A 15,245-nucleotide genomic window follows, 5' to 3' on the forward strand; every position below is an offset into this window, starting at 1 on the left:
TCGACTGGCCCGCAGCCTATTTCGTACTTCCATGGCCAATCGCTGTCATATAGAGCACTCGACGCGTGGCTCCGTCGTTCGGCACCTGGTACCGCGGAGGGGCCACCTCGATCTTCGGGAGAATTTTTCGGGCCGCCCGCGGCGGGCGGGCCCCACCGGTATCCCGACGGTGATTCGCGCCGCTCGTGCCGCCTGATCCGGAGGGCACCCACGTGACTCAGTGTGTCGGGCCGTGGGCAAAACCGTTCCATAGCTCGTCGTAGCAACCAGGTGACCGGCGTCCTCGCGTTCGGCCTGGCCCGACTGGACCCCGTTGCCCCGGCGACCTAACCGACGACTTCCTGCGCGACTTCGACGCGTTCCGCACCGGCGCCGGCGGTAACGGCGGCCACCAGTCCTGATCCCGAGAACTTCAACTACGTCACTATCTGAGGGGAAACACACCATGTCAGCTCGTAAGTCGCGGCATTCGCGCAGCCAGAAGTCCCGCCGGGTGTTCGGCGCAACCAGTGCCGCGGCGGCGTTCCTGGCGTTCGGCATGACTCCGGTGGTCGCCGCACCGGCCGCATACGCCGACCTCGACGACCTGTTCGACATCCTCAACACCGACCTGTTCGGGACCGCGACCGGCGACATCAGTTTCCTCAACGGCGACGACGCGATGACCGTCTTCACCAACCTGCATGCCGACCTCGAGGGCTGGCTGGCCGATACCGACAACACTGCGCTGATCGCGCAGATCAACGATCCGTGGATCGACCTGTTCGGCCGCGGCTTGATCGGTAACGGCGATGCCGCCTGGGATGGCACCAACGACTCGATGTTCGGGTGGCTGGGCTTGGGCAACCTGAACGACGGCGGCTTCCTGTTCGGCGACGGGGCCACCGGCGGTATCGACACCGATGGCAACGGGCTGGTCGGCGGAGACGCCGGATTCTTCGGCTTCGGTGGTGCCGCCGGCGCGGGCATCGACGGCGGTGACGGCGGCAGCGGTGGCGTCGGTGGTGACGGCGGCTTCCTGTTCGGCGCGGGTGGCACCGGCGGTGCGGGCGGCGCGGGCAAGATCGGCGCCGACGGCGTCAACCCATCCACCACCGGGCCGGCCGACGCCGGTGACCCGGGCGAAAGCCAGACCGACACCGACCCCGGCGGCGACGCCACCGGCGGCAACGGCGGTGACGGTGCCGACGGTGTGGGCGGGCAGGACGGTGGCGACGGCGGGACCGGTGGTGACGCCACCGCCGACCAGGATGCGATCGCCGGCAATGGCGGTAACGGCGGCACCGGCGGTAACGGCGCCGACGGCCAGACCGGGGGCAACGGCGGTACCGGTGGCGCCGGTGGCCGCGGCGGGCTGTTTGCCGGTGACGGTGGTGCCGGCGGGGCTGGTGGCGCGGGAGCCGACGGTGGAAGCGGCAGTGCCGCGGGCAATGGCGGCAACGGCTCCGACGGCGGTCACGCCGTCAGCGGAATGCACAACCTCACCGGGCCTTCATCCGGATTGATGGTCACCAACGGTGCGGCCGACGGCGGCGGGGCCGGCGGCAACGGTGGCACTGGCGGCAGCGGCGGCGATGGCGGTACCGGCGGCGCGGGCGGTGTCGGTGGCGCCGCGCAGGCATTTGGAGCCCACGCCGGTGCGCACGGCGTCGGCGGCGCTGGCGGCGATGGCGGCAACAGCGGGGCCGGCGGCGACGGCGGCCAAGGTGGCAACGGCGGGCTGGGCGGGGTCCCCACGTCCGGGGCGTTCGCCAGCGTCGGCCAAGGCGGTGACGGCGGCGCCGGCGGGAACGGCGGGGATGCCGGTGCGGTCGGCAAGGGTGGTGCCGGTGGCGACAGCGGAGGCGGCAACCACGGCGCCGACGGCGTCAATGGCCAGTTGCCCGCGGCCAGCGGCAACGGCGGCCAGGGCGGCAACGGCGGTGGGTCGACCGGCAACGCGGCCGATTCCACGGTGGGTGGCGTGACCGGCAGCAAGGGCGGTGACGGCGGCGATGGCGGCAACATCGGCAACGGCGGCGACGGTGGCCAGGGCGGCTACGGTGGCTACGGCGGCTCCGGCCTCAAGGCCGACAGCGGCGACGACGGCGGTAATGGCGGCAACGGCGGCGACGGCGGGGCCGGCGGTAATGGCGGCAACGGCGGATCGATCTCCGGTAATGCCGGTAACGGTGGCAATGGCGGCAACGCCGGTGGTGGCGGTGCCGGCGGTACCTCGTTGGGCAAGGCCGCCGACGGCGACTTCAGCACCGGCGACGGCGACGGCGCCCACGGCGGCAACGGCGGGAACGGTGGTGACGGCGGTACGGGCGGCGACGGCGGCGCGGCCGGCCAGGTGCTGGGCACCGGTGACGCCGGCACCGCCGGTGATGGTGGCCGCGGCGGTTACGGCGGAACCAACGGTGGTGCCGGCGCTGGTGGCACCGGTGCGGCCGGAACAGCCGACCACATCAACGGCGGCAACGGTGGCGACGCCGGCGACGCCGGCGAGGTGGGCCAGGGCGGGGCCGGCGGCAGCGGCGCCCACGAAGGCGCTCCCGGCGCCGATGGCGCGCCTCGCACCGCCAACAACGGCGGCGGCGGTTCCGGCGGGCGCGGCTTTGACGCCACCGCCCCGGGCGCCAACGGCGGTAACGGCGGCAACGGCGGTAACGGCGGGACGTACAACAGCAACGGCGGCAGCGGTGGCGCCGGCGGCAACGGCGGACCGGGTACCGCGGGTGATCCCAACACCGGCGACCCCGGCACGCCCGGCGGTGCCGGCGGCCAGGGCGGCGACGGCGGCAGCGGCGGCACCGTCTCCGGCAACGGTGGCTTGGGCGGTCGGGGTGGCAACGGCGGTGTCGGCGGTGCCGGCGGCACCGGGGTGCCGGGCGAGGACGGCGACGCCACCACCCCGCCGACTCCGGGCGGTACCGGCGGCGCCGGCGCCAACGGCGGAAACGCCGGCGATGGCGGCCAGGGTGGCTCGGCGCTGGGCACCGGCAAGGGCGGCGCCGGCGGTGTCGGCGGTGAGGGCGGCTCCAACTCCGCCGGTCCCGGCGCCAAGGGCGGAGCCGGCGGGCCGAGCGGTATCGGCGGTGACGGCGGTGACGGCGGCGACGGCGGAACCGGTGCGGGCGGCGGCGCGGACGGCGCCGGTGGCGCGGCGGGGACCGGTGGCTCGCGTGCCGGCAGCGTCTCCGGCGGGCAGGGAGGCACCGGAACGCCCAACGGGTCCAAGGGCGCGTCCGGTGATCCCGGCGCTGCCGGCCCCAATGGCGAACCCGGTACCACCGGCGGCGCGACCAACCCCTAGCCCCGGTTCACCGACGGGCCTCGTGGGCTGACGTCAACGGTCCCCTGCGCGGGGGGTGCAGGGGACCGTTGACGTTTCAGCCCACCCCGGCACGAACGCCCCGTAGCAAATCCCGCTCCACCAATCCCTCGGCCCGGTCTCATGACCGGGCCGAGGTGTTTTCAGCGCCGGAAGGATCAGGGTCGAGCGGCAACATGGTGCCGTCGTGGCTCCGACCGACGGCGCAACGGCTGCAACCAGTCCTAGCGATAGGAGATGACGCCGAGTCCGTCGATGCGGCGGAAATCCGCGGGCTTGGCCGTCAGGACCGGGATTCCGAGTTGCAGGCTGGTGCAGCCGATCCACAGGTCGTTGCTGCCGACCAGTTCTCCGCGGCGGCGTAGCTCCCGGGTGACCCTCGCGTACGTCAAAGCGATCTCAGCATCGACCGGGACGAGGGTGTGGCGTTCACGCATGCTGACAACGATCGGATCGTCGGTGCGGTCGAATCCTGCAGCGAATTCACCGAGTACGACAGTCGAGAGAAACAATTCGGTATCGGGCGATTGACTCAGAAATCGGTGGGCGGGCCCGTTGTGCTTGCCGGCGGCCCGTTCGCGCTGCAGGTCGATGAGAAACGTCGTGTCGACGCTTACGCGGGGTGCCACGGATCATCCGGCGGGAGGTCCATGTGCTGTGCCTCATCGAGGCGGTCGAGTGCATCCGCAGTTGCGGTCGGCAGGTCGGCGAGGGCTGCCAGCAACGCGCCCGCGGTGCGGGCTTCGTTGCGCCAGTGTGCCCGCTTGATGACGCGTGAGAACGATTCGCCCGGCGAACTACGCGCCGCCCGGAGTCGCTCGTATGCCTCGATGTCAATCGAGATCGTCTTGGTGGCCATGTATCCATGTATACATGCATGGATACATGTTGCCTAGTCATCGTGCCCGCGTAAGGGCCGACGCTGCCCCCGGCCTGGAACCGCCGTTCGCGCTCGCCTGAGCTCAGCGCACCCGGAAGATCACCGTCCGCTGCACGATGAAGTTGATGACGGTTGCGGTGCCCTGCGCGATCACGAACGCCACCGGCAGCGCCCAATGCTGGTAGTCCAGCAGCCTCAGCACCAGGTGGTTGAGGCCCACCTGCACCCCGAATGTCAACGCGTACAACACCATCACCGCGACGAACCGCCCGGTGTGCGCCGAGGACTGAAACGTCCAGCGTCGGTTGATCAGATACGCGGTGACGGTGCCGGCCACGAAGCTGATCGCTTTGGCCGCATCGACGCCGAGCCCGGCGCCCAGATACAGCAGCAGATAGAGCCCGAAGTCCACCACCGCCGACAGCGCCCCGGTGACCAGGAAGCGCCACACCTGGGTGGACAGGTGCAGATGACTGGGCTGCGTCGTCTCGGCCACCCGGGCAGCTTAATCAGTCCTACCCTGGAAACCATGTCCGCCGTCCTCGCCGACATCGAGGTCATCCCGCTGCGCATCCAGCTCAAACCGGAGCTGCCCGGCGCCGCGCTGTGGGGCGGGGAGCTGACGGCCGCGGACTCGCTGCTGGTCAAAGTCACCACCGACGACGGCATCATCGGCTGGGGTGAGGCGTTCGGGCTCTACGGCACCGCGCTGGCGGCCCGCGCGCTCGATGAGCTCGTCGCTCCGCTGTGCCTGGGCCGCGACGCCGCCGACATCGCGGCGCTGATGGATCATGTGCAGCGCAAGCTGCACGTGTTCGGCCGCGGCGGGGCGATCACCTATGCGCTGTCCGCGGTCGACATCGCGCTGTGGGACATCGCCGGCAAGCGCGCCGGGCTGCCGATCTCGACGCTGCTCGGCGGCGGCGACGTCCGGGCCATGCCCTGCTACGCCAGCCTGGCGTGCTACACCGAGCCGCAGCGGGTCCGCGCTGCGGTGCGCCGCGTCGTCGATGACGGGTTCACCGCGATCAAGCTGCACGAATCCCAGCTGCCGGCGATACAGGCGGCCCGCGACGAGGCCGGGCCGGCCATAGCGCTGATCGTCGACGCCGGCTGTGCTTGGACGCTTGACCACGCCCAGGGGCTGGCCGCCGACCTGCACGCGGTGGACATGTTGTTCCTCGAGGAGCCGCTGTGGCCGCCGGAGAACTTCGACGGGCTGGCCGAACTGCGCCGCAGCACCGGACTGCCGATCGCCTCCGGCGAGAACATAGGCACCACAATGGAATTCGAGCGGCTCCTGGACGCCGGTGCGGTGGACTTCGCACAGCCCAGCCCGGCCAAGCTGGGCGGAATCACCGAGCTGCGCAAGGTCTTTGCGCTCGCCGCGGCCCGCGATGTGGCGGTGATGACGCACTCGTTCTACGACGGCCCCGGCCTGCTCGCCGCGATCCACACCACCGCCGCGCTGGGCGGCGCCGGCGCGATGATCGAGTGGCGCTGGTTCGACCTGGAGGCCTCGATCTACGGCGACGCGCTGACGACGACGGCTGGCCGGGTCACCCTCCCGGACGGGTCCGGGCTGGGCCTCGATCCGGATCCTGACGTCATCGAGACCTACCGGTTCGGAGTGTGAGTAGCAGCTGATTACGCCGGCCGCAGTTATCACAAGTCGAGGTGCAGTCGCAGCGCCTCGTCGAGTTGGGTGAGTTCGATCGCCGGGAGGCGGCCGATTCGCCGTTGCAGACGTTCGACGGCAACCGACCTGATCTGTTCGGCTTGTGCTTTCGAATCGACGGCCAGGCCGGTGGAGGTGGCCGGCAACAGCACCTGGAACGGGTAGACAGTAGCGGTGTTGCTGGTCACCGGGACGACGGTCACCACGCCGCGACCGAGTCGGCCGGCCGTTGCATTGGCCCGGTCGTTGCTGACGACGACGGCCGGGCGGTACTTGTTCGCTTCGCTTCCCCGGGTCGGGTCGAAGTCGACCTGCCAGATGTCACCGCGGCGCATCGCCGGCCCCGTCGTCGGTGGCCCGGTCCCAAACCTGATCCTCACCGTCGGCCGACCACTGCGCCCAAGCGTCGGCGTAGTCGTCTTCGAGGGTGGGGTAGCGCAGCATCCGAATCGCATGCTGGACGGCCGCCGAACGTGACGGCAAACCCGTGCGTTGCGCGTAGGCGTCCAGAGCCTCGACATCCTCGGCGGAAAGACTGATACTCAACTTCATACCACGATGCTACTCCGGTATGACCGCCCGCTACACCCAGTACGCCACCCGCGCCCGGAACTGGCGCAGCACCAGCGCGGCCACCGCCCAGCCGAGCGCCGTCAGCGCCAGCACGATCGCCCAGTGCCGCAGCGGCTGGGCTGCCCCCAGCAGCGGGGCGCGCACGATTTCGAGGTAATGCATCAGCGGGTTGAACTCGATCACCGTCATCCAGCGCGACGCCCCCTGGGCGCGCAGCGTGTCGTAGTTCCAGATGATCGGGGTCATCAGGAACAGCAGCTGCACCACGCTGAACAGCAGCGGGGAGATGTCGCGGTAGCGGGTGGCCAGAATCCCGAAGCACAGCGACACCCACACGCAGTTCAGCGCGATCACTGCCAGCGCCGGGATCACCGAGAGATCCGCCCACGACCAGGGTTTGGGGAAGATCAGTGCGATCGGGATATAGATGACGATGTTGTGGGCGAACAGGATCATCTGCCGCCACACCAGCCGATAGACGTGCACGCTCAACGGCGTCGGCAGCTGTTTGATCAGTCCCTCGTTGGCGACGAACACATCGGCGCCCTCCAGGATGGCGGCGTTGAGCAGGTTCCACACGATCAGCCCCAGCGTCACGTACGGCAGGTGCACCGCCAGGTCGAGATGGAACAGCTTGGAGTACAACCCGCCCATCGCCACCGCGGTGGTGGCGGTGCCGATGGTGATCCAGAACGGGCCCAGCACACTGCGCCGGTAGCGCTGCTTGATGTCCTGCCAGCCCAGGTGCAGCCACAGCTCGTGGCGACGGAATCCGTCGGTCAGATCGGCCCGCGCCCGCGCGAAGGTGCGCGACTCGCCCGCTATATCGGTGAAACTCATTGCTGCCCCTCGGGTTTGGCGAACTGCTCCCGGCGCCCCAGCCGGCGCAGCCGGATCCACTCGGCCAGGCCTGCCGTGTCCCAGCGGCGTGACACCAGGAAGAACCAGCCGAACCGCAGCCACTCCTGGACCAGCAGTCGGCGCATGCCGGGCTGGGCCATCAGGTAGCCGCGGTTGCGGTAGGTGAAATAGCGCTTCACCGCGTTGTCCGGGTACTGGGTGTGCATCCGGCCGCCCAGGATCGGCTTGAACTCTGCCGACCCGCACGGATGCAGGTAGGCCGCGGTCAGGCACGTCCCGAACGCCAGACCGGAGCGCACCAACCGGCGGTGCACCTCCACCTCGTCGCCGCGCATGAACAACCGCAGGTCGGGCACCCCCACCGCGTCCAGCGCATCGGCGGTGAACAACGCCCCGTTGAACAGCGAGGCGATCCCCGGCAGCAGATCGCCGCCGCCACTGCGCAATTCGCTGACCTCGCGTCGCCACACCAGCCCGCGCCGCAGCGGAAACGCCAGCCGGGAGGGGTCATCGATGTTGCACACCATCGGCGACACCTCCGCCAGTCGGTGCTGTGAAGCGCACGCCAGCAGCGCGGCCAGCACACCGGAATCGGCCGGCCGGCCGTCATCGTCGGCCAGCCACACCCAATCCGCGCCGGCCGCCAGCGCGTGCAGGATGCCCAACGCGAAACCGCCTGCGCCCCCGAGGTTTCGCCGTGACCCGAGATATGTGCACGGCACCGGCTGCCGGGCCACCAGGTCGCGCACCGCGGTGTCACCGGAGGCGAAGTCGTTGTCGACGACGATCACGTGGTCCGGTGCCCGGGTCTGGGCCACCAGCGCTTTGAGGGATTCGGCCAGCTGCTCGACGCGGCGGTGGGTGACCACCACGGCGTAGACGGTCTGACTCACGCCTGATCCCGCGTTTCGGCCAACACCTCACGTACGTGCCGGGCCGCGTCGGGGCCCTCGTAGGCGCCGACCACTTCCTCGATTCCGCCGGTCATCTTCACGGTGCCGTGGTCGATCCACATCGCGGTCTTGCACAGCCGGGCCAGGAACTCGTTGGAATGGCTGGCGAACACCAGGATTCCGGAGCGCTCCACCAGCTTCTGCAGCCGGGTCTGGGCCTTCTTCAAGAATTCGGCGTCCACCGCCCCGATGCCCTCATCCAGCAGCAGGATCTCCGGGTCGATGCTGGTGACCACGCCCATCGCCAGCCGCACCCGCATCCCGGTGGAGTAGGTGCGCAGCGGCATCGCCAGATAGTCGCCCAGCTCGGTGAATTCGGCGATCTCGTCGACCTTGGCGGCCATCTGCTTGCGGGTCTGGCCCAAGAACAGGCCGCGGATGATGATGTTCTCGTAGCCGGAGATCTCCGGGTCCATGCCCACGCCCAGGTCGAACACCGGAGCCACCCGGCCGACCACGGTCGCCGAGCCCCGGGTGGGCTCATAGATACCCGAAAGCAGGCGCAGCAGTGTGGATTTGCCGGCGCCGTTGTGTCCGACCAGGCCCACCCGGTCCCCGAGCGACAGCGACATGGTGATGTCGCGCAACGCCTCGACCACCACCACATTGGAGTTGTTGCGCCCGATCGCCCCGCCGGCCTTGCCCAAAAACGCCTTCTTCAACGACCGCGATTTGGCGTCGAAGATGGGGAACTCCACCCACGCGTCACGGGTCTCGATATGAGGGTCGGTGGCAGACAAGGTGCGCTACAGGTACTGGCCGGAACCGGTGTGGCCGTGCCCGCTGTGTCCGCCCGCGGTGGGCCCGGGCGGCAGCGCGCCGTGGCGCATCTGCTCCAGTTGCGCCCGGGCGGCCATCTGCTGGGCGAACAGCGCGGTCTGGATCCCGTGGAACAGCCCCTCCAGCCAGCCCACCAGCTGCGCCTGGGCGATCCGCAGCTCGGCGTCGGACGGCGTGGCGTCCTCGCGCAGCGGCAGTGTCAGCCGGTCCAGCTCCTCCCGCAACTCCGGGGCCAGGCCGTCCTCCAACTCGCGGATGCTGGCCGAGTGGATCTCCCGCAGCCGGGCGCGGCTGGCGTCGTCGAGCGGGGCGGCCCGCACCTCCTCGAGCAACTGTTTGATCATCGTGCCGATCCGCATCACCTTGGCGGGTTGCTCGATCAGGTCGGTCAGCGACGGCTCGTCGTCGTCATCGGCGCCCTCGGCGGGTGCACCGCCGGCGGCCAGCAGCCGCGGGTCGGCGCCGCTGATGACCTCGATGTCGTCTGAGCCGTCTGCCCTGCTACTACCGGTGCTCAACGCGCGCCTCCCTGCCATTCATAGATGCTGGCACCGCCATTGTCGTAGATCTTGGCCCACGACCGCGATTTCTCCAGAGACACTAGTCCGTCGGGCAGCGAGAACCCGCGCACCGTCGGGCTGCTGATCAGCACGTAGCGGATGTTCAGGGCGCGCACGGCGGCCGCCACCCGCGGGTCGGTGTCGGCGTCGTCGGCGTAGGCCCAGAAGACGAACCGGTGCGGGCCGGGGCCCTGCTGCTGCGGGTAGTCGTAGTGCGTCCACAGCGGGTGCAGGTCGGCGACGGCGTACATCCAGGCGCTGCCGTCGACGTTGGCGTTGCCGATCAGGCTGTCGTGGGCCCCGGGCAGCTCCGCCAGGTGGGCGAACGCCGCCAGGTCGCGGGAGTCGACCATCACCGAGTCGTACTTGTCGCCGAACAGAAACGCGTGCCGTGGCAGGTAGTGCCAGGCCAGCCCGACCGTCGCTACACCTACCGCCGAGCAGACGCAAAAGCCCCCAAATCGGGGCCATTTAGCGGGCTTTGGCGTCTGCTCGGCCAAGAAGGTGACCAGCCACGCCAGACCCGCCCCGGCCATCGGGATCAGCAGCAGCGTCATCGCCGCCATGATCCGGCGCGGGTCGCTGTAGAACAGGTCGGTGAAACGGCCGATCACGGCGCCGGCCGGGCCGCCCAGCGGAGCCGAGGACTGCACCACCCCCACCACCAGCACCGCCCACAGCGCCAGCGGCCACCACACCTTCTTATAGAGCAGCAGCCCCGTCCCGACCGCGGTCAGCCCGACCAGTGTGTACTGCACCGGGAAGTCGTTGAGGTGGCGGGTGTGCAACAACAGCGCGTCGCGCAACCCCGACTTGCGGCCCTCATGGGTGAGGAAGGAATGCCCGGCGATGATGTCGGCCTGCTCGCGCACGCTCAGCAGCTGCGGCAACAACAGCAGCCCGGTCGGCACCAGGACAGCGGCCAGCGCCAGGGTGTCGCGCCGCTTGCCCCGCAACGGATTCCACAGCGCCCCGTCGAAGGGGCCAAGCCACCAGGCCGCCAGCAGCAACACCGTCACCACGCCCCCGGTCAGGTGCACCGAGAACACCCCAACCAGCGCCAGCACCGCCACGCCGATCCGATCGCGATGGGTGCGAACCCCTGTGACCAGCGCAAAAGCCGGCACCACCAGCCCGTAGGCCACCAGGTTGGGCATGGCCGCGGTGCCGAACTCGACATAGGGCAGCGCCGTGAACGACGCCGACAACGCGCCGGCGGTAGCCGCCGAAAGCGCAAGCCGGCGCGTGCTCAACACGCGCTGCAGCAGGTTCCAGGTGAGCAGTGCGGCGCTGATCGGGAACAGCCACACCGAGGCGGCCAGCCCGGCCAGCGTGTAGCCGGTGGTGGGTGCCGCGCCGGTCAGTTGGCACAGCACCGCGGTCAGCGCGTGGAACGCTGACGGGTAGTAGAGCGGAGCGTGGGTCTCGACGTTGCGCAGTTCGCCCATGTGGGTGGGCGAGGCCTGCCCGGTGTCGAGGATGAAACGGACGGTGTTGGCGTGCCAGACCGCATCCCAGGTGCTGGGAATGCTCTGCCAATCCGGCAGGCCGCGTACCGCCGCCCAGCCGATCAGCAGCATGCCCAGCAACACCCCGGCGGCCACGGTGAGCATCGGCCCCACGGCGGTCCCCGGCGCTGCCACATGAATGCCGGGCCGGCGGTCCAGCAACCCCCGGACCCCGCGGGCCAGGCCGGCCACCAACGCCCCGACCACCACCAGCGCGGCCAGCGCGGTGCCGGCGTTCCATGGGATCCCGAGCGCACCGAACGGCACGATGGCCAGCCCGACCACCCCGTAGGTCAGCGCCGGGCCGACCGTCACCGCCAGCGGCCACGTCAGTCGCGACCCGGCGGCGATGAGTGCTCCCGGTGCGACCAGCAGCAGTAGCGCGGCAACCATTCCGAACCCCAGAAGCACTGCACTAGTATGGCTGTCAAGGTGACACGGTTCAGCGCTGCGGGGGAGCTATCCCGTTACCCGATACTTTCGCCGATCACCCGATCTTGAGAAGTCTTAAGGTGGCTGACATGGCCTATGACGTCGCCCGGGTGCGTGGACTGCACCCGACGCTCGGTGACGGATGGGTGCATTTCGACGCGCCGACGGGCATGTTGATCCCGGACTCGGTGGCGACCACGGTGTCGACCGCCTTCCGGGGATCGCTGGCCACGTCGACGGGTCCGCATCCGGCCGCCCGACGCAGTGCCGCGGTGCTGGTCGCCGCGCGCCAGGCCGTCGCCGACCTGGTGGGCGCCGATCCCGCCGGGGTGGTGCTGGGGCCGGATCGCGCGGTGCTGCTGAGCGCGCTGGCCGATGCGGCGTCGTCGCGGGTGAGCCTGGGCTACGAGACGCTGGTCAGCCGGCTCGATGACGAGGCCAACATCGCCCCGTGGGTGCGCGCCGCCAACCGCTACGGCGCCAAACTCAAATGGGCCGAGGTGGACATCGAGACCGGGGAGCTGCCGGGCTGGCAGTGGGAGAACCTGATCACCCCGTCGACCCGGCTGGTGGCGGTCAGCTCGGCGTCGGGGGTGCTGGGCACGGTCACCGATCTACGGCCCGTCACCAAGTTGATCCACGACGTCGGCGGGGTCGCCGTGGTCGACCATTGCGCGGCGGCGCCGTACCAGTTGCTCGACATCAACGACGTCGAGGCCGACGTGGTGGCCCTCAACGCGGCCCGCTGGGGCGGCCCGCCCGTGGGGGCGCTGGTCTTCCGCGACCCGGCGCTGATCGACACGTTCGGGTCGGTGTCGTTGAACCCGTACGCCGTCGGCGCGGCGCGGCTGGAGGTCGGGCTGCATCAGTTCGGGCTGCTGGCGGGCCTGGTGGCCAGTGTCGAATACCTGGCCTCGCTCGACGAGTCCGCCCGGGGCAGCCGGCCCGAGCGGCTGGCGGTCTCGATGCAGTCGGCCGGGGCGTATCTGCATCGGCTGTTCGACTATCTGGTCGGCTCGCTGCGGTCGCTGCCACTGGTGATGATGATCGGCCAGCCCGAGGTCCGGATTCCGGTGGTCAGCTTCGCGGTGCGCAACGTGACCGCCGAGCGGGTGGTGCAGCGGTTGGCCGACAACGGCGTGCTGGCGATCGCCAACGCCGGGGCGCGGGTGCTGGACGTGATCGGGGTCAACGACATCGGCGGAGCGGTCACCGTGGGGCTGAGCCACTACTCGACGACCTCGGAAGTCGACCAGTTGGTGCGCGCGCTGGCATCGTTGGGCTGACCGAGGCTCCGGTCCCCTTCGCCCCGCTACGCTGTGGGCCGATACCCCACGCACTTCCTAAGGCAGATCAGACGATGGCAGAACCGACGACTTCCCTGGCCCCCTTGGCGCTGGACACGCTGGTCGACCTGTTGCAGCAGCAGGCTGCGCGTTTGCAGGACACGCCCGCATTCATCTTCTGCCCGGAAGGCGACACCGAAGAAGCCCGCATCACCTACCGGGAACTGGACAGCCGGGCCCGCTCCATCGCGGTGGACCTACAACGCCAGGGTGCCGCCGGCGAGCGGGTGCTGGTGCTCTGCCGGCCAGGGGTGGACAGCGTGGCCGGGCTGTTCGGCTGTTTCTACGCCGGCGCCGTGGCGGTCCCGGTCGACGAGCACTGGCCGATCCGGCGGATCGAGACCGTCGTCCCCGAGGCGGATGCGCGGTTCGCGCTGGCCACGGCCAAGACCCAGGCCAAGATGAAGGCCGCCGTGGACGGCCTCAGCGCCGGGCCGAAGCTGAGCTGGCTGGCCATGGACGAGGTCGAGGACGACGGCCCGGACTGGGAACTGCAGGGCATTGGTGCCGACAGTCTGGCCATGATCCAGTACACGTCGGGCTCCACCGGGATACCGAAGGGTTGCGTGCTGACTCATCGCAACTACGTGAGCAACCTCGAGATCATGCGCTGGGCGCTGAACCCTCCCGACGATGCTCCGGTGCTCAACAGCCCGATCAGCGGGGTGTCCTGGTTGCCGCAGTACCACGACATGGGATTCGTCGGGGGCATCCTCGGCACCATCTACGGCGGCCGCACCACGGTGTTGATGTCGCCGAGTGCGTTCCTGATGCGCCCCATCCGGTGGCTGCAGGCGATCTCGCGCTTCCAGGCCACGATCACGGCCGCACCCAACTTCGCCTACGAGGCCTGCGTCAAACGCAGCACCCCCGAACAGCGCGCCGCACTGGATCTGTCGAGCCTGTCGATCGCGGTGGTCGGCGCCGGGCCGATCAGTTCCGAGACGCTGCGGTCCTTCACCGAGATGTTCGCGCCGGCCGGTTTCCGCTCCGAGGCCTTCATTCCGGCCTACGGTCTGGCCGAGGCGACGCTGGGTGTGACCGGGATGTCCGATTCGCCGGTGCCGGTGATCCGGCACTTCGACCGGACCTCGCTCGGTGAGGACCGGGTCGTGGCGGTGCCCGACGATGCCGCCGGGGCGCTGTCCCTGGTGGCCTGCGGCGCCAAGGCCGAGACGCAGGAAGTGCTGATCGTCGACCCCGAGACGCGCTTGCGCCGCGGCGACGACGAAGTGGGCGAGATCTGGGTCGCCGGACCCAGCGTCGGGGTGGGCTACTGGGGACGCCCCGAGGAGACCGAGTACGCGTTCGACGCGCACCTGGCCGACACCGGGGAAGGCCCCTACCTGCGCAGCGGCGACTTGGGATTCTTCCGGGACGGTGAGCTGTATGTCACCGGGCGGTGCAAGGACCTGATGACGATCGGCGGCTACAGCCACTATCCCAACGACATCGAGCTGACCGTGCAGGATTGCCACCCGGCACTGATGCCCGGCCGCGGTGCGGTGTTCCAGCTACCGACGGAGCGCTACGCCCCCGAGTACCTGGTCGTGGTGCAGGAGGTCCACCACCACGAGGCCGCCGGGGTCGATCTGGACGGCCTGATCGAATCGATCCGCGCCGCGATCCGCGCCCACCACGGGGTCGACGCGCAGGCGGTGGTGCTGCTCAAGCCGATGCGGATCCCGACGACCACCAGCGGCAAGATTCAGCGCGGCGCCTGCCGCGATCAGTACGTTGCCGGTGAGTTGGTGGCGCTGGCCCAGTGGGCCGAGCCCCGGCCGGAGAACAAGGCCCAGGGGGTCAAGGGTGCGCTGATGGCCGGCCTGGGGCGGCTCGTCGCCGCTAATCTGGGGCAGCGGGGCGGGGGCTCGGACCAGCCGGGCCGGTCCTGACGGTCAGTCCTACTGCGGCCGCGACGACGCCCTGCGATTGCTCGTCGATGTTCCCGACGGTGTCCTCGATACCGTTGCGTAATAGTCGGTGTCGCGGAGCGCTACCAGGTGTTCCAGCTGGCTGCCACGAAAAGCTCTCCGGCGCAGCGGAACCCGAGATCGCCGGTGCGCAGGAAGATCGACCGTCACCGATGTTGGCCGCCGCCGCTTTGACGGTGCGTTCGATCTTCTGCGGCTGCATCCAATAGTGCTGCGCGACACCGGAAACCGATGCCCGGATCGCACAGCCTGATCGGCCCGCACGCCAGGCGAGTCTCTGGGCGCCTGCGGAAGACCGCGCTGTCGTGCCAGGGGATTCGGCGGCAGGCCATGACACGTTTGTGGACTTTGCTCGGCCCTGACATGTATCCGATGAGCGCGGTGTCATCCGGGTTGATATCCGGCGCAACCCATTCGGCGGCCT

The 15,245-nt window shown here is 69.9% G+C and carries 14 protein-coding genes; 4 read left to right on the top strand and 10 right to left on the bottom strand.

All coding sequences use genetic code 11. The annotated features are described in order from the left end of the window. Window positions 1–445 precede the first annotated feature (445 nt). Entirely contained in the window at window positions 446–3,298 is a 2,853-nt protein-coding gene (locus G6N19_RS21585) for a hypothetical protein (protein ID WP_193464870.1), read from the top strand. 242 nt (window positions 3,299–3,540) lie between these two features. Here G6N19_RS21585 and G6N19_RS10410 read toward each other — a convergent pair whose 3' ends face one another. The 3 genes from G6N19_RS10410 to G6N19_RS10420 form a co-directional block, all read right to left on the bottom strand. Further along, window positions 3,541–3,945 (bottom strand): type II toxin-antitoxin system VapC family toxin, encoded by a 405-nt coding sequence (locus G6N19_RS10410; protein WP_193464871.1) that lies wholly within the window; start codon window positions 3,943–3,945, stop codon window positions 3,541–3,543. Beyond that, window positions 3,930–4,175 carry an antitoxin VapB family protein gene (locus G6N19_RS10415; RefSeq protein WP_193464872.1) on the bottom strand — a complete coding sequence of 82 codons (246 nt, stop codon included), beginning with the start codon at window positions 4,173–4,175 and terminating at the stop codon, window positions 3,930–3,932. Before G6N19_RS10415 ends, G6N19_RS10410 begins: the two co-directional genes overlap by 16 nt. A gap of 103 nt (window positions 4,176–4,278) precedes the next feature. Beyond that, on the bottom strand, window positions 4,279–4,692 hold the full coding sequence (locus G6N19_RS10420; RefSeq protein WP_013831008.1) for a GtrA family protein: 414 nt from the start codon (window positions 4,690–4,692) through the stop codon (window positions 4,279–4,281). 33 nt (window positions 4,693–4,725) lie between these two features. Here G6N19_RS10420 and G6N19_RS10425 point away from each other — a divergent pair, with 33 nt between their 5' ends. After that, window positions 4,726–5,832 (top strand): mandelate racemase/muconate lactonizing enzyme family protein, encoded by a 1,107-nt coding sequence (locus tag G6N19_RS10425; protein WP_193464873.1) that lies wholly within the window; start codon window positions 4,726–4,728, stop codon window positions 5,830–5,832. A gap of 29 nt (window positions 5,833–5,861) precedes the next feature. On the opposite strand, the gene G6N19_RS10430 is transcribed toward G6N19_RS10425, so the two are convergent. The 7 genes from G6N19_RS10430 to G6N19_RS10460 are packed head-to-tail and all read right to left on the bottom strand — an operon-like array spanning window position 5,862 to window position 11,502. Further along, complete coding sequence (locus G6N19_RS10430) at window positions 5,862–6,209, bottom strand: type II toxin-antitoxin system PemK/MazF family toxin (protein ID WP_013831006.1); 348 nt, start codon at window positions 6,207–6,209, stop codon at window positions 5,862–5,864. After that, a complete protein-coding gene (locus tag G6N19_RS10435) occupies window positions 6,196–6,426 on the bottom strand; it encodes a ribbon-helix-helix domain-containing protein (protein WP_193464874.1) in 231 nt (76 codons plus the stop codon). The genes G6N19_RS10430 and G6N19_RS10435 overlap by 14 nt, the downstream gene beginning before the upstream one ends. 30 nt (window positions 6,427–6,456) lie before the next feature. Next, window positions 6,457–7,287 (bottom strand): galactan export ABC transporter permease subunit Wzm/RfbD, encoded by an 831-nt coding sequence (wzm, locus tag G6N19_RS10440; protein WP_162112958.1) that lies wholly within the window; start codon window positions 7,285–7,287, stop codon window positions 6,457–6,459. After that, entirely contained in the window at window positions 7,284–8,201 is a 918-nt protein-coding gene (gene glfT1 / locus G6N19_RS10445) for a galactofuranosyltransferase GlfT1 (RefSeq protein WP_193464875.1), read from the bottom strand. Before glfT1 ends, wzm begins: the two co-directional genes overlap by 4 nt. Next, window positions 8,198–9,001 carry a galactan export ABC transporter ATP-binding subunit Wzt/RfbE gene (wzt, locus tag G6N19_RS10450; RefSeq protein ID WP_083038002.1) on the bottom strand — a complete coding sequence of 268 codons (804 nt, stop codon included), beginning with the start codon at window positions 8,999–9,001 and terminating at the stop codon, window positions 8,198–8,200. The genes glfT1 and wzt overlap by 4 nt, the downstream gene beginning before the upstream one ends. Before the next feature lie 6 nt (window positions 9,002–9,007). After that, window positions 9,008–9,577, bottom strand: a complete 570-nt coding sequence (locus tag G6N19_RS10455) for a bacterial proteasome activator family protein (protein ID WP_193464876.1) — start codon at window positions 9,575–9,577, stop codon at window positions 9,008–9,010. After that, window positions 9,556–11,502 carry a DUF6541 family protein gene (locus G6N19_RS10460; RefSeq protein WP_408632497.1) on the bottom strand — a complete coding sequence of 649 codons (1,947 nt, stop codon included), beginning with the start codon at window positions 11,500–11,502 and terminating at the stop codon, window positions 9,556–9,558. Before G6N19_RS10460 ends, G6N19_RS10455 begins: the two co-directional genes overlap by 22 nt. Window positions 11,503–11,630: 128 nt before the next feature. Between G6N19_RS10460 and G6N19_RS10465 the strand changes: the two genes are divergently transcribed. Next, entirely contained in the window at window positions 11,631–12,827 is a 1,197-nt protein-coding gene (locus G6N19_RS10465) for a cysteine desulfurase-like protein (protein ID WP_193464878.1), read from the top strand. Window positions 12,828–12,901: 74 nt separating this feature from the next. Continuing rightward, window positions 12,902–14,782, top strand: a complete 1,881-nt coding sequence (locus tag G6N19_RS10470) for a fatty acyl-AMP ligase (RefSeq protein ID WP_232062365.1) — start codon at window positions 12,902–12,904, stop codon at window positions 14,780–14,782. The last annotated feature ends 463 nt before the right edge of the window (window positions 14,783–15,245 follow it).

Origin of the sequence: Mycobacterium novum (genome assembly GCF_010726505.1) — a bacterium.
Taxonomy (GTDB): Bacteria; Actinomycetota; Actinomycetes; order Mycobacteriales; family Mycobacteriaceae; genus Mycobacterium; species Mycobacterium algericum.